Genomic DNA, 21,307 nt, shown 5'->3' with positions numbered 1-21,307 from the left:
CTGGGAAAGACATCACACGCGAGCGTTGTGAGAAAGCTGGCACGCGGATTGCGCATCCATTCGCGAACCCGTGGGAACTCAGGTTGGATGTTGGCGAACAGTGAAGTCGAATTGATCGGCGTCTCGAAGCAGTTTGGAACGGCTGTGGCGGTCGACCATATCGACCTGAAGATTCCCTCCGGCAGTTATTGCTGCCTGCTTGGACCCTCGGGCTGCGGCAAGACCACGACGCTGCGCATGATCGCAGGGCACGAGACCGCGACGCGCGGCGACATCATCCTCGGCGGTCAGAACATCACAGAGCTTCCGCCCGCACAGCGCGGGACGGCCATGATGTTCCAGGCCTATGCGCTCTTTCCCCACCTTTCCGTGCTCGACAACGTGGCCTTTGCGCTCAAGATGCGCGGCATCGACCGCGAGACGCGGCACAAGGAAGCGATCACGCTTCTCGAACTCGTCGACATGGCGAAATACCAGGACCGCCTGCCTGCACAACTCTCGGGCGGGCAGCAACAGCGCGTGGCGCTGGCGCGGGCGCTGATCACCAAGCCGCAGGTGCTACTGCTGGACGAGCCTTTGTCCGCACTTGATCCGTTCCTCCGCGTGCGCATGCGAACCGAACTGAAGCGGCTGCAGCGCGAGCTTGGCATTTCCTTCATCCACGTCACCCATGGGCAGGACGAGGCCATGGCCCTTGCCGATGTAATCGTGCTGATGAACGGCGGAAAGATCTCGCAGGTGGGCACGCCGCGCGATGTCTTCAATCAGCCAGCGGACGAATTCGTTGCCCGCTTCATGGGCGGCCACAACATCATCACCCACAAGGGCCGGCGGATTGCCGTGCGCGGCGATCATCTCAAGCTCGTCGCCAAGAAGCCGAAGGCCCCTGCACCCCACCTCTCCGGCACCGTTTCCGGCATCGAATACCAGGGCAATGCCTTCGTCGTGACGCTGAAGAGCGAGGACGGGCAGGACTACGTGCTGCAGATGACCGAAGGCGAATTCGACGCGGCGAAAATCGCCTCCGGCACGCCCGTGCAGGTCACATGGAATCCCACACTGGCTCATGCGCTGAGCTGATGTGGTCCGACAAACAAGCGCAGGAACAACAGGGAACAGGACAGACCATGACCAACGACATCAAGCAGACCGGCGTATCGCGCCGTACATTCATCAAGGGTGCTGCCGCAGCCGCAGGCGCTGCCGTGGGCACGGGCGCCATCACCGGCTTTCCGGCCATTCACTCTGCCGAACCCAAGGTGCTGCGCTACCTCGGCACGGCCGTGAACCAGGCCGACGACATCAACAAGAAGCTCTTTGAAGACACCGGCATCAAGCTTGAATACATCACCGCCACGACCGACGACGTGACCAAGCGCGTCATCACCCAGCCAAACTCCTTCGACGTGCTCGACACCGAATACTTCAGCCTCAAGAAGCTCATTCCGTCGGGCAACATCCTTCCGCTCGACGCCAAGAAGATCAAGGAATTCGACAACATCACGCCCGTCTTCACCAAGGGCGAACTGCCCAACGGCAAGAAGATCGGCGACCAGGGCACTGCGCCGAAGAAGGTGATGTTCCTTGAAGGCAAGGACTCGACCACCTTCGCAACCGCGCCGACCGAATGGGTGACGCTGATCCCCACCGTCTACAATGCCGACACGCTGGGCATCCGCCCCGACCTCATCAAGCGCCCGATCGAATCCTGGTCCGAACTTCTCAATCCCGAGTTCAAGGGCAAGGCCTCGATCCTCAACATCCCCTCGATCGGCATCATGGATGCCGCCATGGTCGTCGAAGCCTCCGGCATCCACAAGTATGCCGACAAGGGCAACATGACCAAGGAAGAGATCGACCTCACCACCAAGGCGCTGACCGAAGCCAAGAAGGCCGGCCAATTCCGCGCCTTCTGGAAGGACTTCAACGAATCCGTGAACCTCATGTCGTCGGGCGAAACGGTGATCCAGTCCATGTGGTCGCCCGCCGTCACCAAGGTTCGCTCCATGGGCATCCCCTGCGTCTTCCAGCCGCTCAAGGAAGGTTACCGCTCCTGGGCCTCGGGCTTCTGCGTTTCCAAGGGCGTGTCGGGCGAGAAGCTCGACTGGGCCTATGAATTCGTCAACTGGTTCCTCTCGGGTTATGCCGGTGCCTACCTCAACCGCCAAGGCTACTATTCCGCCGTTCTCTCCACCGCCAAGGCGGCGATGGAACCCTACGAATGGGCCTACTGGATGGAAGGCAAGCCCGCAGAGAAGGACATCAAGGCCCCCGACGGCTCGCTCCTCGAGAAGGCCGGTGCAGTGCGCGACGGCGGCTCCTACGACGACCGCATGGGCAACGTCGCCTGCTGGAACGCCGTGATGGACGAGAATGACTACATGGTCCGCAAGTGGAACGAATTCATCGCCGCCTGAGGCGGGGATGACCACATGATCACCCGCGCCGGATCCTCCGGCGCGGGACTTTCACCTCTTCACGCGCTTCCCGGTCCTTCATGATCTCTTCCCGCGGCTCATCCTTCGTCAGCTGGCTTCAGGCCGGGCCGATGATGCTCGTCTTTGCGCTGTTCTTCATCCTGCCGCTGGTCTTCGTCTTCATCGTCAGCTTCTGGGACTACAATGAATACCAGATCATTCCCGCCTTCGTGACGCGGGGCTACGTCGAGAGCTTCGAAGGCTGCCTCACGCAGCTGCCCGATCTCTGCACCATGCTGGCAACCTACGCCAAGACACTGAAGCTCTGCTTCCTCGTCTGGCTCATCACGCTGGTGCTGGGCTTCACCATCGCCTATTTCCTGGCCTTCCATGTGCGCTCGCAGACCTGGCAGATCGGCCTCTCGCTTCTCTGCACCATTCCCTTCTGGACCTCGAACGTGATCCGCATGATCGCGTGGATTCCGCTCCTAGGCCGCAACGGCCTCGTCAACTCCACGCTCATGGGCATGGGGCTCACACAGGAGCCGGTGGAATGGCTGCTCTATTCCGAGTTTTCGGTGGTGCTGGCGCTCGTCCACCTCTTCACCTTCTTCATGATCGTGCCGATCTTCAATTCGCTGATGCGCATCGACCGCCGCCTGATCGAGGCCGCATATGATGCCGGCGCCAGCGGCTGGCAGACCCTGTGGAACGTCATCATCCCGCTGGCCAAGCCCGGCATCGTCATCGGCTCGATCTTCGTCATCACCATCGTGATGGGTGACTTCGTCACGGTGGGCGTGATGGGCGGCCAGCAGATCGCCGCGGCGGGCAAGATCATCGAAGTGCGCCTCAATGCGCTGCAATTCCCGGCAGCGGCGGCCAATGCCGTCATCCTGCTCGGCATCACCTTCCTGATCATCGTCATGCTGACGCGGATCGTCGATATCCGGAAGGAGCTGTGAGCATGAACGACCGCAGCCCTGCTTTCTACATCCTCGCTGCAGTCTTCGCGCTCTATGTGCTGTTTCTCTATGGGCCCATGCTGGCGATCTTCGTGCTGTCCTTCCAGGGGCCCTCGGGCGGCCTCACCTTCCCGATGAACGACGTTTCCCTGCACTGGTTCAACAAGCTCTATGAGGGGAACGGCATCGTCGATCTGGGCTCGGCCTTCCGCCGCTCGCTGGCGCTGGGCGTGATCGTGATGGCGGTCACGGTTGTGTTTTCGGTCGCTGCAGGACTTGCCTTCCGCAAGAAGTTCCGCGGCTCCTCCATCCTCTTCTATACCGCCGTCGCCAGCCTGATCGTACCCTCCATCGTTACCTCGCTGGGCATCGCGCTCGAATTCCGTCTGGGTGACGACCTCATCCGAAACTACCTCTTCGACTGGTGGGAAACGGGCATGGGGCTTTTCACCTCGGGCCTGGGCGCGCACCTGACATGGACACTGCCCTTCGGCCTTCTCATCATGTTCGCGGTCTTTAACCGCTTCGACCACCGGCTGGAAGAAGCGGCCCGCGATCTCGGCGCCACTCCGTGGCAAACTTTCTGGCATGTGGTGCTGCCCATCATCCTTCCGAGCGTGATCGGCATCGGGCTCTTCGGCTTCACGCTCTCGTGGGATGAACTGGCGCGCTCGAGCCAGGCCATCGGGCCGGTCAACACTTTGCCGCTCGAATTGCAGGGCCTGACCACGACCGTCACCAACCCGGACATTTATGCGCTGGGCACCGCCATCAGTGCGGTCTCCTTCATCGTGATTGCCGCCTGCCTCGGCTTTGTCTTCTGGCTGCAGAAGCGCCGCGCCCGCCTCGGCAGCGATGCCGGCAAGGGAGTCTAGGCCCTTGCGCATCCACATCGTCAATCCCAACACCACGCGGGCTTTCACCGAAAAGATCGCCCGGGCGGCAGCCGCGGTGAAGCTGGCGGAGACAGAGCTTCTCGTCACCCAGTCCGCCATGGGGCCGGTCTCCATCGAAGGTTACTATGACGAGGCCTTTTCCGTGCCCGGCCTGTTGCAACAGGTGCGCGAGGCGGAGGCCAAGAGTGTGAGCGGCCATGTCATCGCCTGCTTCGACGATACGGGCCTCGATGCGGCGCGCTCCATCGCCAATGCGCCGGTCATCGGCATCGGCGAGGCAGGCTATCATGCCGCCAGCATGATTGCCGGGAAGTTCTCGGTGGTGACCACGCTCTCCCGCTCCATTCCGGCGATCGAGCACAATCTCGTGCGCTACGGCCTGATGAGCCGCTGCGCGAGGGTGCGCGCCTCCGAGGTGCCCGTGCTCGATCTCGAGGATGCGAAGCCGGATGCCCTCGCCATGATCTCCAACGAGATCGCCCGCGCCAAGGAGGAAGACGGCGCCGAGGCCATCGTGCTCGGCTGCGCCGGCATGGCGGACCTTGCCGCGAGCATGGCGAAAACCCACGGCCTTCCCGTCATTGATGGCGTGACGGCGGCGGTGACCCTGATCGAGGCGCTGGCCCGGCTCGGCCTCAAGACCTCCAAGCTCGGTGGCTATGCGGCGCCCCGGCACAAGTCCTATACGGGGATGTTCTCATCCTTCGCACCGTGACGAGCCCCTAAGATGCTGGAGATCCGCACCGCCCACCTTGATGACATGGCCGTCTTCCTTGATTGGGCGGCGGAGGAAGGTTGGAACCCCGGTTATGATGACGGTTTTCCCTTTCATCAGGCGGACCCCGGCGGTTTCTTCCTTGGCTGCGTCGATGGTCAACCCGCCGCCGCCGTCTCGGTGGTGTGCAGCGGTGATGACCACGCCTTCCTCGGTTTCTATATCTGCCATCCCCTGCATCGGGGGCAGGGCCACGGCATGGCCATCTGGAAGCACGGCCTCTCTCACGCAGGCCCGCGCAGCGTCGGCCTCGATGGTGTGGTGGCTCAGCAGGCCAACTATGGGAAATCGGGCTTCGTGCTGGCCTGGAACAACGTGCGCTATGGCGGCGTGCTGCGCGGCTCCGGCGCTCCGTCCCCGCTTGTGCGCGACGTTCGGGCCACCGATCTGCCAGCGCTCATCGACTATGACGCCCCGCGCTATGGGGCACGCCGCGAAGCCTTCCTCTCGTCGTGGCTGCATGGTGCGGCCACACGGCACAGCTTCATGATCGAGCGCGATGGCCGCATCGCCGGATACTGCACGCTCCGCCGCTGCCGCAACGGGATCAAGATCGGGCCGCTCTTCGCTGAAAGCCGTGCAAATGCTGAAGCGTTGCTCGACACCGCCACGACGTATGCGGATGGTGCGGAGATTTTCATCGATGTGCCGCAGGCGAATGCCGAGGCCGTGACGCTGGCGGAAGCGCGCGGCCTCACGCCCCGCTTCGAGACGGCGCGGATGTATCGCGGTCCGGCGCCTGCCGTGCCGCTCAAGCTCATCTTCGGTGTCACAACCTTCGAATTGGGGTAGCCTCATGCACGACTTCGACATTGCCATCCGCGGCGGCACCATTGTCACGGCCAGCGACAGCTATCGCGCCGATGTCGGCATCAGGGCGGGCAAGATCGTCGCCGTGGCGGAGCGCCTGACGAGTGCGGCGAAGACCATCGATGCCAGCGGACTGCTGGTCATGCCGGGCGGCATCGACAGCCATGTGCATCTCGCGCAACCCGCTTTCGGCGGCCCGATGATGGCCGATGGCTTCGAGACCGGAACGCGTTCGGCACTCGCGGGCGGGAACACAACCGTCATTCCCTTTGCTTTGCAGCCGCGCGGGCAATCGCTGCGCGCCGCCGTTACCGACTATCACAGGGAGGCGGACGGCATCTCGCTTTGCGACTACGGCTTCCATCTCATCATCACCGATCCCACGCCGTCCGTGGTGCAGCAGGAACTGCCGAGTCTCGTGGGCGATGGCTATTCCTCCTTCAAGGTCTTCATGACCTATGACGACCTGGTGCTGAACGACCGGCAATTGCTCGAGGTCTTCTCCGCGGCGCGGCGCTGCCAGGCGCTGGTGATGGTCCATTGCGAGGGTTACGACGCCATCAAGTTCCTGACCGAAAAGCTGGAGCAGGAGGGCAAGAAGGCGCCTTACTATCATGCGGTCTCGCGCCCCGAGGTGGTGGAGCGCGAAGCCACTCACCGCGCCATCAGCCATGGCGAACTGATCGACGTGCCGATCATGGTGGTGCACGTGTCGGGCCGCCAGGCCATGGAACAGATCCGCTGGGCCCAGCAGAAGGGCCTCAAGGTCTATGGCGAAACCTGCCCGCAATACATTGCGCTCACGGCCGATGACATGAAGGGCCTGAACATGGATGAGAGCGGCGGCAAGTATGTCTGCTCGCCTCCACCCCGCGATCACGCCGCGTGGGACGCGATCTGGGAAGGCCTAACGGGCGGCGTGTTCCAGACCTTCTCGTCCGATCACTGCCCGTTCTTCTATGAAGGGAGCCAGGGCAAGAAGAACCCCAAGGCCCGCACCTCCTTCAAGTGGGTGCCGAACGGCATTCCGGGCGTGGAGACGCGCCTTCCCATTCTCTTCTCGAAGGGCGTTGCCGAGGGCCGCATCACGGCGAGCGAGTTCGTGGCTCTCACCTCCACCAACCACGCAAAGATGTATGGCCTCTATCCCGAGAAGGGTTCGATCGGCGTGGGCTTCGATGCCGATCTCGTGCTCTGGGACCCGAAGCGCAAGGAAGTGCTGCGCCAGGAGATCATGCATCACGGCGCCGACTACATTCCCTATGAAGGCATGCAGGTCACGGGCTTCCCGGTGATGACGCTGCTCCGGGGCGAGATCGCCATGGAGGAGGGGAAGGTGCTGGCGCAGCCCGGGCAGGGCAGGTTCCTCAAGCGGCGGATTTCTCCTTACGCGCTGCCGGCGAGCGGACGCGCTGCGGCCAGCGCCGCCTGAAGCTCAGTTCATCAGCACCCGCTGCAACGCCTCTCGCTCCTTGTTGAGGGCGCGCTCGCAGCGCGCGCGGCACTGGGCAAAGCGGACGGACGGCACCGGAATCGAAATGGCATAATACTGGTGCGCCTTGTCGCGCACGGCGATGCCGATGGCGCAGATGCCGATCGAATGCTCCTGCGCATCGACGGCAATGCCCTTCGCCCGGATCTCGGCGAGGTGACCGGTGAGCAGCTTGGCTGTGACGATGGTGTGCGGCGTGAAGCGCTTAAGCGGGCGCATCAGAAAACTGTTCAACTCGCTCTCGGGAAGTTCCGCCAGCACAGCCTTGCCGTTCGCCGTGCAGTGCAGCGGGAAGGTGTCACCCACGGCGGAGACGGCGCGCAGCCGCTGTGATCCCGTCATCTGATTGACGAAGACCATATGATCGCCGTTGAGGCGCGAGAGGTCCACCGTCTCGCCCGTCTCGGCGGCAAGCTTGCGCAACAGCGGCTGTACCCGCTCCACCACATTTGTGGCGGCAGTTGCGCCGATCGAGAGGATTTCGGGCCCCAGCGTTATGGACCGCGCCGTACCGTCGCTCGCCAGCAGTCCCTCCTGCACCAGCGTCTGCACGATGCGCTGTACCGTCGAGCGGGGCAGGGAGAGATGGCGCGCAAGATCGCCCAGGCTCAGGCCACCGCCCAGGGTCTGGCAGGCCTTGAGAACGCGGGCGGCCTTGGCAACGACATTCACCTGTCCGGGCATCTGTCCGGGCGTCTTCTGCATCGCATAACGGTACACCCCACTGGCCCCCGGTGCAATTGCGGCCTCATTCTCCTGAAACAACACAAAACCGGACAAGGATGGGAGACGCCTCATGGTCAAAGTGCGCGGCATCGAATTTCAGGACAATCTCGACAACCCGATGGGGCTTCAGTTCGTGAACCTCTCGCACCGCTGGGGGTATCAGTGCCCGAACTGGCCCTACTTCCAGGACGTGAAGATCGAACGCATCCATTACATGGCGAAGTCCGGCGTGCTCTCGCAGCGCATCACCACCTCGATGCATTCCACCACCCACATCGATGCCCCAGCCCACGTGGTGCAGGGCACGCCCTTCATCGATGAGGTGCCGCTGCCGCACTTCTTCGGCTCGGGCATCGTCGTCTCGCTGCCCAAGAAGAAGTGGGAGTCGATCACCGCCGATGATCTCGAGAAGGCCTGCGGCAAGGTCATCCGCCCGCACGACGTGCTGATCATCAACACCGGCTGGCACAAGGTCTATGAGGATGGCGACTACTTCGCCTATTGCCCGGGCTTCGTGCCGTCGGCAGGCCACTGGATGGTCGACAAGCAGGTGAAGGTCGTAGGCCACGACACCCAGGCCAACGATCATCCGCTCGCCACCGCCATCGGCCCGCAGAGGAACGGCCCGCTGCTGCCGCACCTCGCCAAGGAATACAAGGAATGGTCGGGTGGCCGCGACTGGGCTGACGACTTCCCCGAGTGGGAGCCGGTGCACAACATCCTCTTCAAGAACGGCATCCTCGGCATCGAGAATGTCGGCGGCGATCTCGACGCCGTCACGGGCCGCCGCTGCACCTTCGCCTTCTTCCCGTGGAACTGGGACCGCGGCGACGGTTGCATCATCCGCCTCGTCGCCATCACCGATCCCAAGCAGCAGTACCGGATCGAGGCAGGGGAGCGCTTCTGATGCATGTGAAACGCTTCGCGGAGGCCAAGCCCTATGAAGCGCCCAATCATCGCGGCGTCACAGGGCTGCGCCTGCAGGGCTTTGAAGAGCAGGGGCCGAAGAACCAGTGGGTGGGCTATTCGCAGTTCCTGCCCGGGGGCGGTGCGGGGCCGGATTCGACGCCCTTCGAGAAAGTGTATGTCGTCCTCGAGGGCGAGATGACGGTGATCATCGACGGCAAGGAGACGGTGCTGAAGCCGCTCGACTCCTGCACCATCTGGGCGAACGAGGTGCGCGAGATCGTCAACCGCTCGAACCATGTCTGCAAGATGCTGGTGGTGATCCCCTATCCGCCGGGCGTGAAGCCATGACTGACACCAACGATGACTGGCTGAAGAACCCGCTGCAACTCTTTGATGTGAAGGGCAAGGTGGCGGTGATCACCGGTGCGTCGGGCGCCTTCGGTGCACTCGCCGCCCGCGTGCTGGCAGGGGCAGGCTGCAAGCTCGTTCTCACCGCAGGCAAGAAGGCAGAGCTGGATGCGATCGTTGCCGAATGCGGCAAGGACGCCGTCGGCGTCAACGTCCGCCCGAACAGCGAGGCCGCCTGCAAGAGCATCATCTCCAAGTCGGTCGAGAGCTTCGGACGCGTGGATATTCTCGTGGTGGCCTCCGGCAAGAACGATGTATCTAAGATCACCGAGATGGCGCCTGAGCGTTTTCTCGACGTCATGGACGCGAACGTCACCCAGAGCTGGCTCATGGCCAAGGCCGCCACCGAACAGATGCTGAAGCAGGGCGAGGGCGGCAAGATCGTGCTGATGTCGTCGGCCCGTGGTCTCCTTGGCCATCCCGCCGGCTATACGGCTTATTGCGCCTCGAAGGCGGCGGTGGACGGCATCACCAAGGCACTGGGCTGCGAACTCGGCCCCACCGGCATCACCGTGAATGCAATCGCGCCCACGGTGTTCCGCTCGCCCCTCACCGCCTGGATGTTCGCCGACGATGAGAAGGCGAAAACGGTGCGCGCCGGCTTCCTCGCCCGCGTGCCCAAGGGACGGCTCGGCGAACCGGCTGATCTTGCGGGCCCGCTGCTCTTCCTCGCCTCGCGGGCCTCGGATTTCTACACGGGCCACGTGCTCTATGCCGATGGCGGATACACCTCGGGATGAACGAGCGCGTCACCATCGTCGGGGCAGGACTGATGGGAGCAGGGCTTGCCGCCGTCTTCGCGCGGGGCGGCCATGCCGTGACGGTCACCGATCCCATAGATGCGGCCCTGAAAACGCTGCCGGAGCGGGTTCAGCAGATTCTCGCTTCCATCGGCGCGCCCGCCCGCGATGCGGACCGGGTTGTTGTCGCGGCGTCGCTGAAGGACGCCGTGTCCGGTGCTGATCTGGTAATCGAGGCCGCACCTGAAAAGTTGGAACTGAAGCAGCAGCTCTTTGCCGAGATCGAAGCGGCCGCACGGCCCGACTGCATTCTCGCTTCCAATACCTCCGTCATTCCCATTGGCCGCGTGATGGCGCGGGTGAAGGGCAAGCACCGCGCACTCGGCACCCACTGGTGGAACCCGCCTTATCTCGTGCCGCTGGTGGAAGTGATCCAGACGGCGGAAACCGATCCCGCCATCGTCACCCGCATGATCGACCTGCTCGCGAAGCTGGGCAAGGTTCCGGTGCATGTAAAGAAGGATGTGCCGGGCTTCGTCGGCAATCGCCTGCAGCATGCCCTGTGGCGCGAGGCCATCTCGCTCGTCGAGAATGGGGTCTGCGATGCGGCGACCGTTGATCTCGTGGTGAAGAACAGCTTCGGCGCCCGCCTAGCGGTGCTGGGCCCGCTTGAAAATGCCGATCTCGTCGGCACGGACCTCACGCTCGACATTCACAAGCAGGTGCTGGGTGACCTCGAAGACAGCCATGCGCCAAGTCCCTTCCTCGAAAATCTGGTCGCCGGGGGAAAGCTCGGCTTCAAGTCCCATGAGGGCTTCCGCAGCTGGACCGATGCCGAGATCGCGGACCTCCGCGCCCGCATCGTCGCACACCTGAAAAAATCCTTCAGCTGATTGCCTACACCAGCAGCGGCTTGATCGCCTGCTGCACGGCGATGAGGCGGGGGTAATAGAGCGTCTTCAGCTCGTTTGCCTGCTTGTGCACGGCGGCCACGCCGACGTTGATCGCAGCCACCACCCTGTCGCGCGAGTCGTAGATGGGAACGGCGATGGAGCGGAGCCCGATCTCGATTTCCTGGTCCGAGATGGCAAAGCCCTCGCGCCGGGCCGCGGTGATGCGTTCGAGAATGGCGGGGGACGTCGTGAGTGTGTGTTCGGTGTGGCGCACCGGCGGGTGGCGCTTGAGAATGTCGCGCACCGCCTCGTCGCTCTGGCCCGCCAGCAGCACGCGGCCCATGGAGGCGCAATAGGCGGGCAGCCGGCTCCCCGGCATGAGGTTGATCGACATCACCCGGCGCTGCGCGGCGCGCGCCACATAGACGATCTCCCAGTCATCCAGCACAGAGACCGATGTGCTCTGGCCGATCGATTGCGAGAGTTCATCGAGCAGCGGCTGCACGATCCGCGGCAGCGGCATGGTGGCAAGGCAGGAGGTGCCCAGCCGCAGCACCCGCGGCGTGAGGCTGAAGAACTTGCCGTCGTAGCTGGCGTAGCCGAGGTCCGAGAGCGTGAGGAGGCAGCGGCGCGCCGTGGCGCGGTCAAGCCCCGTGCCCGCCGCCACATCGGCAATCGACAGGCGCGGCCGTTCCGCCGTGAAAACCTCGATCACGGTGAGGCCCTTGGCAAAGCCGCCCATGAAGTCCGTCTGCTTGCGCGCGCTGTTCGAAAGTTCAACCATTGAACAAATCTCAATTAGTGAACAATTAGCTTGACGCTGTCCCGTTGCCAAGCAAGGAATGCAGCAACAAGAAAAAGCCCGTCACGCTCCGGCTGAAAGGCCGGGGCGGCAGAAAAAATCGGTACGGCTGCATTGCTTCATGGGACACTTCGCCAGACGCGAGATGCCGCCGCCGCTAAGGTCGGGCCAAGGATCCACAAGCGGTCCTGCACACAAGAACGCGGAATTTGGAGGAAACCACACAATGTCTCGCATTCTCAAAATCAATCGCCGCAAACTGATTGCCGCCGGTGCAAGCCTTGTCGCTGCACCCGCCATCCTGCGCCATGCCTATGCCCAGGAGGTCTTCAAGATCGGCAAGGTGGGCCCCGTCACCGGCCCCATCGCCGGCTTCGGTGAAGCCACCGCCTGGACGATCTCGCAACTGAAGGACGTCTTCGCGAAGCTGCCGGTGCAGGTCGAGATCATCGAGAAGGATTCGCAGTCGAACCCGAACCGCGCCGCCGAAGTGGCAACCGAGCTGATCGAGAAGGAAGGCGTCAAGCTGCTGCTCGCCAAGGGCACGCCCGACACCACCAACCCCGTCGCCGACCAGGCCGAGCTGAACGGTGTGCCCTGCATCACCGACGACGCACCCTGGCAGCCCTATTTCTTCGGCCGCGGCGGCAACCCGGCAGAAGGCTTCAAGTGGACCTATCACGCCTTCTGGGGCCTTGAGGATGTGATCGCCAACTTCGTCGACATCTGGAATTCCTCGGGTGCGGCGAAGGTCGTCGGCGGCCTCTTCCCCAACGATGCCGACGGCAATGCCTGGGGCGATCCCAAGCTCGGCTTCCCGGCGCCGCTCGCAGCGGCGGGCTACAAGCTCGTCGATCCGGGCCGCTACCAGCCGCTCAACAACGACTTCTCCTCGCAGATCGCAGCCTTCAAGGAAGCAGGCGTCGAGATCGTCACGGGCGTGATGATCCCGCCGGATTTCGCCACCTTCTGGAGCCAGGCCGCACAGCAGGGCTTCAAGCCGAAGGTCGTCACCGTCGGCAAGGCGCTGCTCTTCCCCTCGTCGGTGGAAGCGCTGGGCGACCGCGGCGACGGCCTCACCACGGAAATCTGGTGGTCGCCGAGCCATCCCTTCAAGTCGAGCCTCACCGGCCAGACCGCGAAGGAACTCTGCGATGCCTACACCGCCGGCACCGGCAAGCCGTGGACGCAGCCTCTCGGCTTCGGTCACGCGCTCTTCGAGATGGCCTTCGACGTGATCAAGCGCACCAAGGACGTGAACGATCCGGAATCGATCCTTGCGGCCCTCACCGAAACGCAGCTCGACACCATCGTCGGCCCCGTCTCGTGGAAGGGCGGCCCCAACAACCCGGTGAAGAACGTGAGCAAGACGCCGCTTGTGGGCGGCCAGTGGACGAAGACCGACAAGGGCTTCGACCTCGTCATCACCAACAACCCGCAGCACCCGGAAATTCCGGTGGGCGGCAAGCTCCGCACCCTCGGCTGATCCCACGTCTGGACATGGGGGCAGCATGTGCTGCCCCCTTTTTTCATGAGCGCCATGTCCCTTCTGCGGCTGCACACCCTGAACAAGCGCTACGGTGCCCTGGTGGTGACCGACGGCGTGAGCATGGATGTGGCGAAGGGCGAGATCGTCGGCATCCTCGGGCCCAATGGTGCCGGGAAAACCACGCTCTTCAATCTCATCGCCGGCACGGTGAAGGCGGACAACGGCCTCATTCATTTCAAGGGCGACGACATCACCCGCACCGGTGCCGCGGAGCGCTGCAAGCTCGGCATTTCCCGCTCCTTCCAGGTGCCCCATCCCTTCAACGGCATGACCGTCTTCGAGAATATTCTCGTGGGTGCTGCCTTCGGGCGCGCCGCCGAAGACCCTGAAGCCCATGCCCTCAAGGTGATGGAGCTCACCGGCATGAAGGGCAAGGCGAACCAGCTTGCCGGTTCGATCACGCTTTTGGAACGCAAGCGCCTCGAGATGGCCCGTGCCCTTGCCACCGAGCCCGAACTTCTGCTGCTCGATGAAATCGCAGGCGGCCTCACCGAGCGCGAATGCCAGTCTCTGCTTGCAGCGATCCGCGACGTGCACGCCTCGGGCGTCACCATCGTCTGGATCGAGCATGTGGTGCATGCGCTGCTCTCGGTGGCGGAGCGTCTCGTCGTCCTCAACTTCGGAAAGCTCATCGCCGATGGCAAGCCGGACGAGGTGATGAACAGCAAGGATGTGAAGAGCGTCTATCTCGGCGAGGACGCCCATGTCTGAGCCGATCCTCTCCGTCGAGAACCTCGAGGCCTGGTATGGCGACGCGAAGGTGCTGCACGGCCTCGGCTTCGCGCTGAAGCAGGGCGAGGTGCTGTCGCTCATCGGCGCCAACGGGGCAGGGAAGAGCACACTGCTCAAGTGCATCTGCGGCCTCTTGCCGAAGAAGTCGGGCAGCATCAGCTTCAAGGGTGAGGCCATTCACGGCTTCAGTGCAAACGAGATCGTGGCCAAGGGCATCGCGCTGGTGCCGGAAGGGCGCAGGCTCTTCCCCTCGCTTTCGGTAGAGGAGAACCTGATCCTCGGCGGTCAGGTCAATCGCCCGGGGCCGTGGAACCTCGAGGCCGTCTATGGCCTCTTCCCCATCCTGAAGGAGAAGCGCAACGCGCCCTCCACCTCACTCTCGGGCGGGCAGCAGCAGATGGTCGCCATCGGCCGCGGTCTCATGTCGAATCCCGATCTCATTCTTCTCGATGAATTGAGCCTCGGCCTCGCGCCCATCGTCATCAAGGACATCTATGCGCTGCTGCCGCGCATTGTCGGCAACGGGCTCTCCGCCATCCTCGTGGAGCAGGACGTGACCCGCGCCCTCGACTCCGCCCATCATTTCCTCTGCCTGCAGGAAGGCCACATCTCGCTTGAAGGATCGCCCAGGGCGTTCACCAAGGACGAGATTTCGGCCGCCTATTTCGGGATGTAGGCGGGCATGATCTGGGTCAACATCATCATTCAGGGCGTTCTGGTGGGCGGGCTCTATGCGCTTTTCGCCGCCGGCCTGTCGCTGATCTTTGGCGTCATGCGCCTCGTCAACATCGCCCATGGTGATCTCATCGTGGCGGTGGCCTATCTCGCCTGGTCGGTTGTCTATGTCACCGGGCTGCACCCGCTTGTCAGCCTCCTCATCGTCGTCCCCATCGCCATGGCCTTCGGCTACGCCCTGCAGCGCGGCATTCTCAACCGCACGCTGGGCAAGGACATCCTGCCGCCGCTGCTGGTGACCTTCGGCCTCTCCGTCATCATCCAGAACGGGCTGCTCGCCGCCTTCACCGCCGACAGCCGCAAGCTCAATGCCGGCACGCTCGAAACCGCGTCTTTCCCGCTGCTGCCGGGGGTCGACATCGGCTACCTGCCGCTTCTCCAGTTCGTGGTGGCGATTGCCGTCATCCTCGGCCTGCAATACCTGTTCTACAGAACGGCTTTGGGCCGCGCCTTCCGTGCCACCTCGGATGATTCCGAAACGGCGCTGCTCATGGGCCTCGACAAGCGCAAGGTCTATGCTTCGGCCATGGCGCTCTGTCTTGGTGTGGTTGCCATTGCCGGCGTCTTCCTCGGCGTGCGCGCCAATTTCGATCCGGCGATCGGCCCGGGCCGCCTCATCTTCGGCTTTGAAGCCGTGATCATCGGCGGCCTCGGCAATCTCTGGGGCACGCTCGCAGGCGGCGTCATCCTTGGCGTGGCGCAGGGCATCGGCGCGCAGATCAATCCCGGCTGGCAGGTGCTGGCCGGGCACATCGTGTTCCTGATCGTGCTCGCCATCCGCCCGCGCGGCCTCTTCCCGAGGATGGACGGATGAGCGCCGCCATCACCCGCGCCACACAGGCAAGCCGTATCGCAGGTGTGGCGGCCCTCGCGCTCATCGTCATTCTCATCGCCGCGCCCTGGTGGGGTTCGACCGCCACGCTCCGCCTCATCGGCGAGATGATGGTCTATCTGGCGCTTGCTTCACTGTGGAACCTGCTCGCGGGCTACACCGGCCTCGTCTCGGTGGGGCAGCAGGCCTATGTCGGGCTCGGCATCTACACCGTGGTGGCGGCGGCGCTTCTTTTCGGCATTCATCCCTATCTCGCCATTCCGGTGGCGGGTCTGCTCGCGGTGATCGTCGCGCTGCCGGTGGGCAAGCTCGTGTTTCGTCTTCAAGGGGCCTACTTCGCCATCGGCACCTGGGTGGTGGCGGAGGTCTTCCGCCTGCTCGTGGCGCAGCTTGGCGTGATCGGCCTCGGCGGCGGCTCCGGCATTTCGCTGCCCGCCAAGGTGATGCAGACGCTCGCCACCTCGAAGTTCTGGCGCGAAGCCCAGATCTACTGGCTGACCCTCGTGCTCGGCGTGGGCGCCCTCGCCATCATCTATGTGCTGCTCCGTTCGCGCATCGGCCTTGCCCTCACCGCCATCCGCGACAGCGAAGTGGCTTCCTCCAGCCTCGGCATCAACATCCGCCGCATCAAGTATGCCGTCTATGTCTCGGTTGCGGGCCTCACCGCCATGGTGGGCACGGTCGTGGCCTTGCAGAAGATCCGCGTCTCGCCGGATGCCGCCTTCAGCGTCAACGACTACACCGCCTTCGTCATCTTCATCGTGGTGATCGGCGGCATCGGCACCATCGAGGGCCCGATCATCGGCACAATCGTCTATTTCCTGCTGCGCGAATTCCTCGCCGACCTCGGCACCATCTATCTCCTGTTCCTGGGTGCGCTCGCCATCATCATCATGCTGGTCGCACCCAAGGGCATCTGGGGCTATGTCGCGCAGCGCTGGAACATCTCGCTTTTCCCCACGGGATATCACGTCAGGGAGGATCGCACATGAACCCCTTCGTCTATGCAGCCCTTCCCATCCGCGTCGTCTTCGGGCGCGGCAAGGTGAGCGAGGCCGCCGCGGAAGCAAAGCGGCTCGGCATCACCCGGCCGCTTGTCATCACCACCTCGCACCAGGCAGACTCCGGCAACAACATCGTGAAAGCCACGGGTGGCGTGGGCTTTGCGGGTGCAGCCATGCACACCCCCACCGATGTGACTGACAAGGCAATCGCCGTCTTCAATGCGGAACGCTGTGACGGCACCATCGCGCTGGGCGGCGGATCGTCCACCGGCCTTGGCAAGGCCATCGCCTTCCGCACCGATTGCCCGCAGCTGGTGATCCCCACGAGTTACGCCGGTTCCGAGATGACCAACATCCTCGGCGAAACGGCAGATGGCGCCAAGGTCACCAAGCGGGATGCGAAGATCCAGCCGGAAGCGGTGATCTATGATCCCGATCTCCTCGGCACCTTGCCAGCGCAGTTCGCTGCCACTTCGGGCATGAACGCCATCGCCCATGCGGTGGAAGGACTTTACGCGGTCGATGGCAACCCCATCGTCTCGCTGATGGCGGAAGAGGGTATCCGCGCGCTGGCAACGGCGCTCCCCAAGGGCAAGCCGGGGCAGGACGAAGCGCTCTATGGCGCGTGGCTCTGCGGCGCGGTGCTCGGCTCCGTCTCCATGGCGCTGCACCACAAGCTTTGCCATGTGCTGGGCGGCACCTTCAACATGCCACACTCGGAAACACACACAGTGATCCTGCCCCATGCCACGGCCTACAATGCCGTGGGCGCCGATGACGCCATGGCGCGGATTGCCCGAGCACTCGGCAGCAAGAGCGCGGCAGGGGGCCTCTTTGATCTGGCGCAACGCCTCGGTGCCCCCCTGTCGCTCAAAGTGCTGGGCATGACGGAAGACCAGCTCGACAAGGCGGCGGAGATTGCCGTCGCCAATCCTTATCCCAATCCGCGGCCGCTCGACCGCGCCGCGATCCGCATACTTCTCGACAATGCATTCAACGGGCGCAGACCCGCATAGACCGGAGGACAGAATGGCCGACATCACCACAGACGTCATGATCATCGGAACCGGCCCCGCCGGAAGCGCCACGGCGGCGCTGCTCTCGAGCTACGGCATCGAGAACTTCATGATCAACCGCTACCGCTGGCTGGCCAACACGCCGCGCGCCCACATCACCAACCAGCGCTGCATGGAAGTGTTCCGCGACCTTGGCCGCGAGGTGGAGGACGAAGTCTATCTCTACGGCACCGAGCAGGACCTGATGGGCGAGAACGTCTTCTGCGTCTCGCTGGCGGGCGAAGAGCTGGGCCGCATGAAGAGCTGGGGCACCTCGCCCACCTCCCGCGCCGAACATGAACTCTCCTCGCCCTGCAAGATGAACGACCTGCCGCAGACCTTCAGCGAACCGATCCTGTTCGAGACGGCCTGTTCGCGCGGCACCCAGGCCCGCATGTCCTGCGAATACCTGAGCCACGTGCAGGACAAGGATGGCGTCACCGTCACCTGCCGCGACAAGCTCACCGGCAAGGACTTCACCGTGCGCTGCAAGTATCTCGTCGGCGCCGACGGCGGCAATTCGCTCGTCGCCGAAACCGAGAAGCTGCCCTTCGAAGGCAAGATGGGCGTGGGCGGCTCCATGAACATCCTCTTCCGCGCCGATCTCTCGAAGTATGTGGCGCACCGCCCCTCGGTTCTCTACTGGGTGATGCAGCCCGGTGCGGATGTGGGCGGCATCGGCATGGGCCTCGTGCGCATGGTGCGGCCGTGGAACGAGTGGCTGATCGTCTGGGGCTACGACATCAACCAGCCGCCGCCGCAGGTTGACAAGGCCATGGCGACGAACGTGGCGCGCCAGCTGGTGGGCGATCCCAAGCTCGAGATCGATCTCATCTCCGCCAACACCTGGACGGTGAACAACATGTATGCGACCCAGCTGCAGAAGGGCCGTGTCTTCATCATGGGTGATGCTGCACACCGCCACCCGCCCTCCAACGGCCTCGGCTCCAACACCTCGATCCAGGACGGTTTCAATCTCGCCTGGAAGCTCGCCATGGTGATTAAGGGTGCCGCCACACAGAAGCTGCTCGACACCTACACGGCCGAGCGCGCACCCGTGGCCAAGCAGATCGTCACCCGCGCCAACAAGTCCATCGCCGAATTCGGTCCGATCTTCGAAGCGCTGGGCATGGATGGCGGCGTCGATCATGCCAAGATCCAGCGCAACATGGATGCCCGCTGCGATACCAGCGATGCCGCCGAGAAGCAGCGCGAGGCGCTGCGCAAGGCGATCGCATTCAAGAAGTACGAGTTCGATTGCCACGGCGTTGAAATGAACCAGCGCTATGCCTCAAGCGCCGTCATCCCCGATGGAACGACCGCGCCGGGTGCGGGCATCGACATGGAACTGCACTATGTGCCCACCACGCACCCGGGTGCCCGCATTCCCCACGCCTGGGTCTTTGACAAGCTGGGCGGCAAGCATTCGACGCTCGATCTCTGCGGCCACGGCAAGTTCACGGTGCTCACCGGCATCGGCGGTGAAGCCTGGGTGGCTGCGGCGAAGGCGGCAGGCAAGGCGCTCGGCCTCGAGATCGAGACCCGCGTCATCGGTCCCCGCCGCGACTACGAAGACTATGTCGGCGACTGGGCCCGCGCCCGCGAAATCGCAGATGCCGGCTGCCTGCTCGTCCGTCCCGATCATCATGTCGCCTGGCGCGCCATGACGGCGAGCAAGACCGCCGAGAAGGATCTCATGTCGGCACTCAAATCAGTCCTGGGGCATTGATCATGGCCAAGACAGCAAAAGCGAAAGCCGGAAAGCCTGCGAAGAAGGCAGCCGCGAAAAAGTCAGCCAAGAAGGCTGCGAAAAAGCCAGCGCGCAAGATGAGCTACTACTTCACGGTGAAGGATTCCGTGAAGGTGGTGCAGGGCCGCGTCGGTCCCAAGGCCAACAAGCGCGCCAAGTTCCTGCTCGATACGCTGGTGAAGCACCTCCATGCCTTCATCAAGGAAGCCCGCCCCACCATGGACGAGTGGAACTACGGCATCAACTTCCTCACCCGCACCGGGCAGATCTGCAACGAGTGGCGGCAGGAATACATCCTGCTCTCGGATGTGCTTGGCGTTTCGATGCTGGTCGAAAGCCTCAATCACGAGAAGATGTCAGGCGAAACGGAATCGACGGTGCTAGGACCCTTCTACATTCCGAATGCGCCGCAGTATGAGTATGGCGCAAACATCTGCCTTGATGGCAAGGGTGAGCCCGTCTGGGTCTTCGGCAGGGTGATCGACAACAAGGGCCGTCCCATTCCGGGCGCCAAGCTCGAGGTCTGGCAGGCGAACGAGGACGGCTTCTACGACGTGCAGCAGAAGGGCATCCAGCCCGAGATGAACCTGCGCGGCATCTTCCATTCCGACGAGAAGGGCCGCTGGGGCTTCCGCTCTGCCTATCCGCGCTATTACCCCATTCCCTTCGATGGCCCGGTGGGCGACCTGCTGGTGGCGCTGGACCGCAACTACAATCGCCCGGCCCACCTGCACTTCATGGTCTCGGCACCGGGATACGAGAAGCTCATCACCCACATCTTCACGCCGGATTGCCCGTGGCTTGCCGATGACGCCGTGTTCGGCGTGAAGGAAAGCCTGATCGCCGACTTCAAGATGGTGGATGATCCCGCCCGTGCAGCAGAACTCGGCCTGCCCAATCCCTTCCGGCAGGTGGAGTGGAACGTGGTGATGGCCAAGGCATGAGCAACACCCCCTGCATCATCTGCGTGGCCATCACGGGCTCTCTCCCCACCAAGGAGAACAATCCCGCCGTGCCCATCAGCATCGCCGAACAGATCGAAAGCACGCAGGAAGCCTTCGAGGCGGGTGCCTCGATCGCCCACTGCCACGTGAGGGACGACGACGGAAAGCCGACGTCTGACCCAGAGCGCTTCGCCCGGCTGAAGGAGGGGATCGAGAAGCATTGCCCCGGCATGATCGTGCAATTGTCCACCGGTGGCCGCTCCGGTGCCGGCAAGGCGCGGGGCGGCATGCTGCCCTTGCGTCCGGACATGGCCTCGCTCACCGTCGGCTCCAACAATTTCCCGACCCGTGTTTACGAGAACCCGCCGGACCTCGTGGACTGGCTCGCCGGCGAAATGATCACCTACGGCATCAAGCCCGAGATCGAGGCGTTTGACCTCTCCCACATCGTGCAGGCTGCGGCCATGCTGAAGGACGGCCGCCTCAAGGGGCCGCTCTATGTGCAGTTCGTCATGGGCGTGAAGAACGCCATGCCCGCTGACGAGCGCATCTTCGATTTCTATATCGAGACGCTGAACCGCCTTGCCCCCGGTTCGCAGTGGTGCGCCGCCGGCATCGGCCAGGCGCAGATCACCATCAACGAGTGGTGCATCGCCAAGGGCGGCCACACCCGCACCGGCATGGAGGACAATGTCCGCCTCGACCGCGAGACGCTGGCGCCCTCCAATGCCGCACTGGTGAAGCGGGCCGTCGATCTCTGCGCCCGCTACAACAGGCCCGTAGCAACCTGGCAGCAGGCGCGACAGGTTCTAGGCTTGAAACAGCCTGCCCATTAATTGGGCTCGCACAAGAGTAAGGCAGGCCATCGCCGCA

At 63.6% G+C, this 21,307-nt stretch carries 22 protein-coding genes; 20 read left to right on the top strand and 2 right to left on the bottom strand.

The features are described 5' to 3' along the window. Positions 1 to 87: 87 nt before the first annotated feature. From QM801_RS14285 to hydA, 7 genes are all read left to right on the top strand, one after another. Positions 88 to 1,080, top strand: a complete 993-nt coding sequence (locus QM801_RS14285; RefSeq protein ID WP_415019883.1) for an ABC transporter ATP-binding protein — start codon at positions 88 to 90, stop codon at positions 1,078 to 1,080. 47 nt (positions 1,081 to 1,127) lie between these two features. After that, positions 1,128 to 2,417, top strand: a complete 1,290-nt coding sequence (locus QM801_RS14280) for an ABC transporter substrate-binding protein (protein ID WP_415019882.1) — start codon at positions 1,128 to 1,130, stop codon at positions 2,415 to 2,417. Between the two features lie 80 nt (positions 2,418 to 2,497). After that, positions 2,498 to 3,382: an ABC transporter permease gene (locus QM801_RS14275; protein ID WP_415019881.1), complete on the top strand. Its 885-nt coding sequence runs from the start codon at positions 2,498 to 2,500 to the stop codon at positions 3,380 to 3,382. A gap of 2 nt (positions 3,383 to 3,384) precedes the next feature. Beyond that, positions 3,385 to 4,257, top strand: a complete 873-nt coding sequence (locus tag QM801_RS14270; RefSeq protein WP_415019880.1) for an ABC transporter permease — start codon at positions 3,385 to 3,387, stop codon at positions 4,255 to 4,257. Positions 4,258 to 4,261: 4 nt separating this feature from the next. Further along, positions 4,262 to 4,993 carry an aspartate/glutamate racemase family protein gene (locus tag QM801_RS14265; protein WP_415019879.1) on the top strand — a complete coding sequence of 244 codons (732 nt, stop codon included), beginning with the start codon at positions 4,262 to 4,264 and terminating at the stop codon, positions 4,991 to 4,993. A gap of 12 nt (positions 4,994 to 5,005) precedes the next feature. Beyond that, positions 5,006 to 5,845 carry a GNAT family N-acetyltransferase gene (locus QM801_RS14260; protein WP_415019878.1) on the top strand — a complete coding sequence of 280 codons (840 nt, stop codon included), beginning with the start codon at positions 5,006 to 5,008 and terminating at the stop codon, positions 5,843 to 5,845. 4 nt (positions 5,846 to 5,849) lie between these two features. Next, a complete protein-coding gene (hydA, locus tag QM801_RS14255) occupies positions 5,850 to 7,295 on the top strand; it encodes a dihydropyrimidinase (protein ID WP_415019877.1) in 1,446 nt (481 codons plus the stop codon). Between the two features lie 3 nt (positions 7,296 to 7,298). Here hydA and QM801_RS14250 read toward each other — a convergent pair whose 3' ends face one another. Next, a complete protein-coding gene (locus QM801_RS14250; protein ID WP_415019876.1) occupies positions 7,299 to 8,060 on the bottom strand; it encodes an IclR family transcriptional regulator in 762 nt (253 codons plus the stop codon). A gap of 91 nt (positions 8,061 to 8,151) precedes the next feature. Here QM801_RS14250 and QM801_RS14245 point away from each other — a divergent pair, with 91 nt between their 5' ends. From QM801_RS14245 to QM801_RS14230, 4 genes are read left to right on the top strand one after another with little or no spacing between them, the layout of a single operon-like run. Beyond that, positions 8,152 to 8,988 carry a cyclase family protein gene (locus QM801_RS14245; RefSeq protein ID WP_415019875.1) on the top strand — a complete coding sequence of 279 codons (837 nt, stop codon included), beginning with the start codon at positions 8,152 to 8,154 and terminating at the stop codon, positions 8,986 to 8,988. Beyond that, positions 8,988 to 9,338: a cupin domain-containing protein gene (locus QM801_RS14240; RefSeq protein ID WP_415019874.1), complete on the top strand. Its 351-nt coding sequence runs from the start codon at positions 8,988 to 8,990 to the stop codon at positions 9,336 to 9,338. The genes QM801_RS14245 and QM801_RS14240 overlap by 1 nt, the downstream gene beginning before the upstream one ends. Then, positions 9,335 to 10,138, top strand: coding sequence for an SDR family NAD(P)-dependent oxidoreductase (locus QM801_RS14235; RefSeq protein WP_415019873.1), 804 nt, complete (start codon positions 9,335 to 9,337; stop codon positions 10,136 to 10,138). Before QM801_RS14240 ends, QM801_RS14235 begins: the two co-directional genes overlap by 4 nt. Next, positions 10,135 to 11,031, top strand: coding sequence for a 3-hydroxyacyl-CoA dehydrogenase family protein (locus tag QM801_RS14230; protein ID WP_415019872.1), 897 nt, complete (start codon positions 10,135 to 10,137; stop codon positions 11,029 to 11,031). The genes QM801_RS14235 and QM801_RS14230 overlap by 4 nt, the downstream gene beginning before the upstream one ends. 4 nt (positions 11,032 to 11,035) lie before the next feature. On the opposite strand, the gene QM801_RS14225 is transcribed toward QM801_RS14230, so the two are convergent. Then, a complete protein-coding gene (locus tag QM801_RS14225) occupies positions 11,036 to 11,815 on the bottom strand; it encodes an IclR family transcriptional regulator C-terminal domain-containing protein (protein WP_415019871.1) in 780 nt (259 codons plus the stop codon). Between the two features lie 244 nt (positions 11,816 to 12,059). Between QM801_RS14225 and QM801_RS14220 the strand changes: the two genes are divergently transcribed. The 9 genes from QM801_RS14220 (at position 12,060) to QM801_RS14180 (ending at position 21,270) form a co-directional block, all read left to right on the top strand. Next, positions 12,060 to 13,319 carry an ABC transporter substrate-binding protein gene (locus QM801_RS14220; protein WP_415019870.1) on the top strand — a complete coding sequence of 420 codons (1,260 nt, stop codon included), beginning with the start codon at positions 12,060 to 12,062 and terminating at the stop codon, positions 13,317 to 13,319. A 54-nt stretch (positions 13,320 to 13,373) separates the two neighbouring features. Next, on the top strand, positions 13,374 to 14,093 hold the full coding sequence (locus tag QM801_RS14215; protein WP_415019869.1) for an ABC transporter ATP-binding protein: 720 nt from the start codon (positions 13,374 to 13,376) through the stop codon (positions 14,091 to 14,093). After that, positions 14,086 to 14,790 carry an ABC transporter ATP-binding protein gene (locus QM801_RS14210; protein WP_415019868.1) on the top strand — a complete coding sequence of 235 codons (705 nt, stop codon included), beginning with the start codon at positions 14,086 to 14,088 and terminating at the stop codon, positions 14,788 to 14,790. The genes QM801_RS14215 and QM801_RS14210 overlap by 8 nt, the downstream gene beginning before the upstream one ends. A 6-nt stretch (positions 14,791 to 14,796) precedes the next feature. Then, the gene (locus QM801_RS14205) at positions 14,797 to 15,663 is read left to right on the top strand and encodes a branched-chain amino acid ABC transporter permease (RefSeq protein ID WP_415019867.1); all 867 of its coding nucleotides are present in this window, start codon (positions 14,797 to 14,799) and stop codon (positions 15,661 to 15,663) included. Then, positions 15,660 to 16,673, top strand: coding sequence for a branched-chain amino acid ABC transporter permease (locus QM801_RS14200; RefSeq protein ID WP_415019866.1), 1,014 nt, complete (start codon positions 15,660 to 15,662; stop codon positions 16,671 to 16,673). Before QM801_RS14205 ends, QM801_RS14200 begins: the two co-directional genes overlap by 4 nt. Beyond that, positions 16,670 to 17,701: a maleylacetate reductase gene (locus QM801_RS14195; RefSeq protein WP_415019865.1), complete on the top strand. Its 1,032-nt coding sequence runs from the start codon at positions 16,670 to 16,672 to the stop codon at positions 17,699 to 17,701. Before QM801_RS14200 ends, QM801_RS14195 begins: the two co-directional genes overlap by 4 nt. Positions 17,702 to 17,714: 13 nt before the next feature. Next, positions 17,715 to 19,469, top strand: coding sequence for an FAD-dependent oxidoreductase (locus QM801_RS14190; protein ID WP_415019864.1), 1,755 nt, complete (start codon positions 17,715 to 17,717; stop codon positions 19,467 to 19,469). Between the two features lie 98 nt (positions 19,470 to 19,567). Further along, a complete protein-coding gene (locus QM801_RS14185; protein WP_415020932.1) occupies positions 19,568 to 20,434 on the top strand; it encodes an intradiol ring-cleavage dioxygenase in 867 nt (288 codons plus the stop codon). Further along, a complete protein-coding gene (locus QM801_RS14180) occupies positions 20,431 to 21,270 on the top strand; it encodes a 3-keto-5-aminohexanoate cleavage protein (RefSeq protein WP_415019863.1) in 840 nt (279 codons plus the stop codon). Before QM801_RS14185 ends, QM801_RS14180 begins: the two co-directional genes overlap by 4 nt. Positions 21,271 to 21,307: the final 37 nt, after the last annotated feature.

Origin of the sequence: Aestuariivirga sp. (assembly GCF_047600585.1) — a bacterium.
Lineage (GTDB): Bacteria > Pseudomonadota > Alphaproteobacteria > Rhizobiales > Aestuariivirgaceae > Aestuariivirga.
Note: the sequence above shows the minus strand (reverse complement) of the source record. Positions and strands in the feature narration are given on the sequence as shown.

Bases quoted from the DNA above. Each gene is read 5' to 3' on its own strand.
- QM801_RS14285 (WP_415019883.1), top strand. From the start codon at position 88: ATGTTGGCGAACAGTGAAGTCGAATTGATCGGCGTCTCGAAGCAGTTT.
- QM801_RS14280 (WP_415019882.1), top strand. From the start codon at position 1,128: ATGACCAACGACATCAAGCAGACCGGCGTATCGCGCCGTACATTCATC.
- QM801_RS14275 (WP_415019881.1), top strand. From the start codon at position 2,498: ATGATCTCTTCCCGCGGCTCATCCTTCGTCAGCTGGCTTCAGGCCGGG.
- QM801_RS14270 (WP_415019880.1), top strand. From the start codon at position 3,385: ATGAACGACCGCAGCCCTGCTTTCTACATCCTCGCTGCAGTCTTCGCG.
- QM801_RS14260 (WP_415019878.1), top strand. From the start codon at position 5,006: ATGCTGGAGATCCGCACCGCCCACCTTGATGACATGGCCGTCTTCCTT.
- hydA (WP_415019877.1), top strand. From the start codon at position 5,850: ATGCACGACTTCGACATTGCCATCCGCGGCGGCACCATTGTCACGGCC.
- QM801_RS14250 (WP_415019876.1), bottom strand. From the start codon at position 8,060: ATGCAGAAGACGCCCGGACAGATGCCCGGACAGGTGAATGTCGTTGCC.
- QM801_RS14245 (WP_415019875.1), top strand. From the start codon at position 8,152: ATGGTCAAAGTGCGCGGCATCGAATTTCAGGACAATCTCGACAACCCG.
- QM801_RS14240 (WP_415019874.1), top strand. From the start codon at position 8,988: ATGCATGTGAAACGCTTCGCGGAGGCCAAGCCCTATGAAGCGCCCAAT.
- QM801_RS14235 (WP_415019873.1), top strand. From the start codon at position 9,335: ATGACTGACACCAACGATGACTGGCTGAAGAACCCGCTGCAACTCTTT.
- QM801_RS14230 (WP_415019872.1), top strand. From the start codon at position 10,135: ATGAACGAGCGCGTCACCATCGTCGGGGCAGGACTGATGGGAGCAGGG.
- QM801_RS14225 (WP_415019871.1), bottom strand. From the start codon at position 11,815: ATGGTTGAACTTTCGAACAGCGCGCGCAAGCAGACGGACTTCATGGGC.
- QM801_RS14220 (WP_415019870.1), top strand. From the start codon at position 12,060: ATGTCTCGCATTCTCAAAATCAATCGCCGCAAACTGATTGCCGCCGGT.
- QM801_RS14215 (WP_415019869.1), top strand. From the start codon at position 13,374: ATGTCCCTTCTGCGGCTGCACACCCTGAACAAGCGCTACGGTGCCCTG.
- QM801_RS14210 (WP_415019868.1), top strand. From the start codon at position 14,086: ATGTCTGAGCCGATCCTCTCCGTCGAGAACCTCGAGGCCTGGTATGGC.
- QM801_RS14205 (WP_415019867.1), top strand. From the start codon at position 14,797: ATGATCTGGGTCAACATCATCATTCAGGGCGTTCTGGTGGGCGGGCTC.
- QM801_RS14200 (WP_415019866.1), top strand. From the start codon at position 15,660: ATGAGCGCCGCCATCACCCGCGCCACACAGGCAAGCCGTATCGCAGGT.
- QM801_RS14195 (WP_415019865.1), top strand. From the start codon at position 16,670: ATGAACCCCTTCGTCTATGCAGCCCTTCCCATCCGCGTCGTCTTCGGG.
- QM801_RS14190 (WP_415019864.1), top strand. From the start codon at position 17,715: ATGGCCGACATCACCACAGACGTCATGATCATCGGAACCGGCCCCGCC.
- QM801_RS14185 (WP_415020932.1), top strand. From the start codon at position 19,568: ATGAGCTACTACTTCACGGTGAAGGATTCCGTGAAGGTGGTGCAGGGC.
- QM801_RS14180 (WP_415019863.1), top strand. From the start codon at position 20,431: ATGAGCAACACCCCCTGCATCATCTGCGTGGCCATCACGGGCTCTCTC.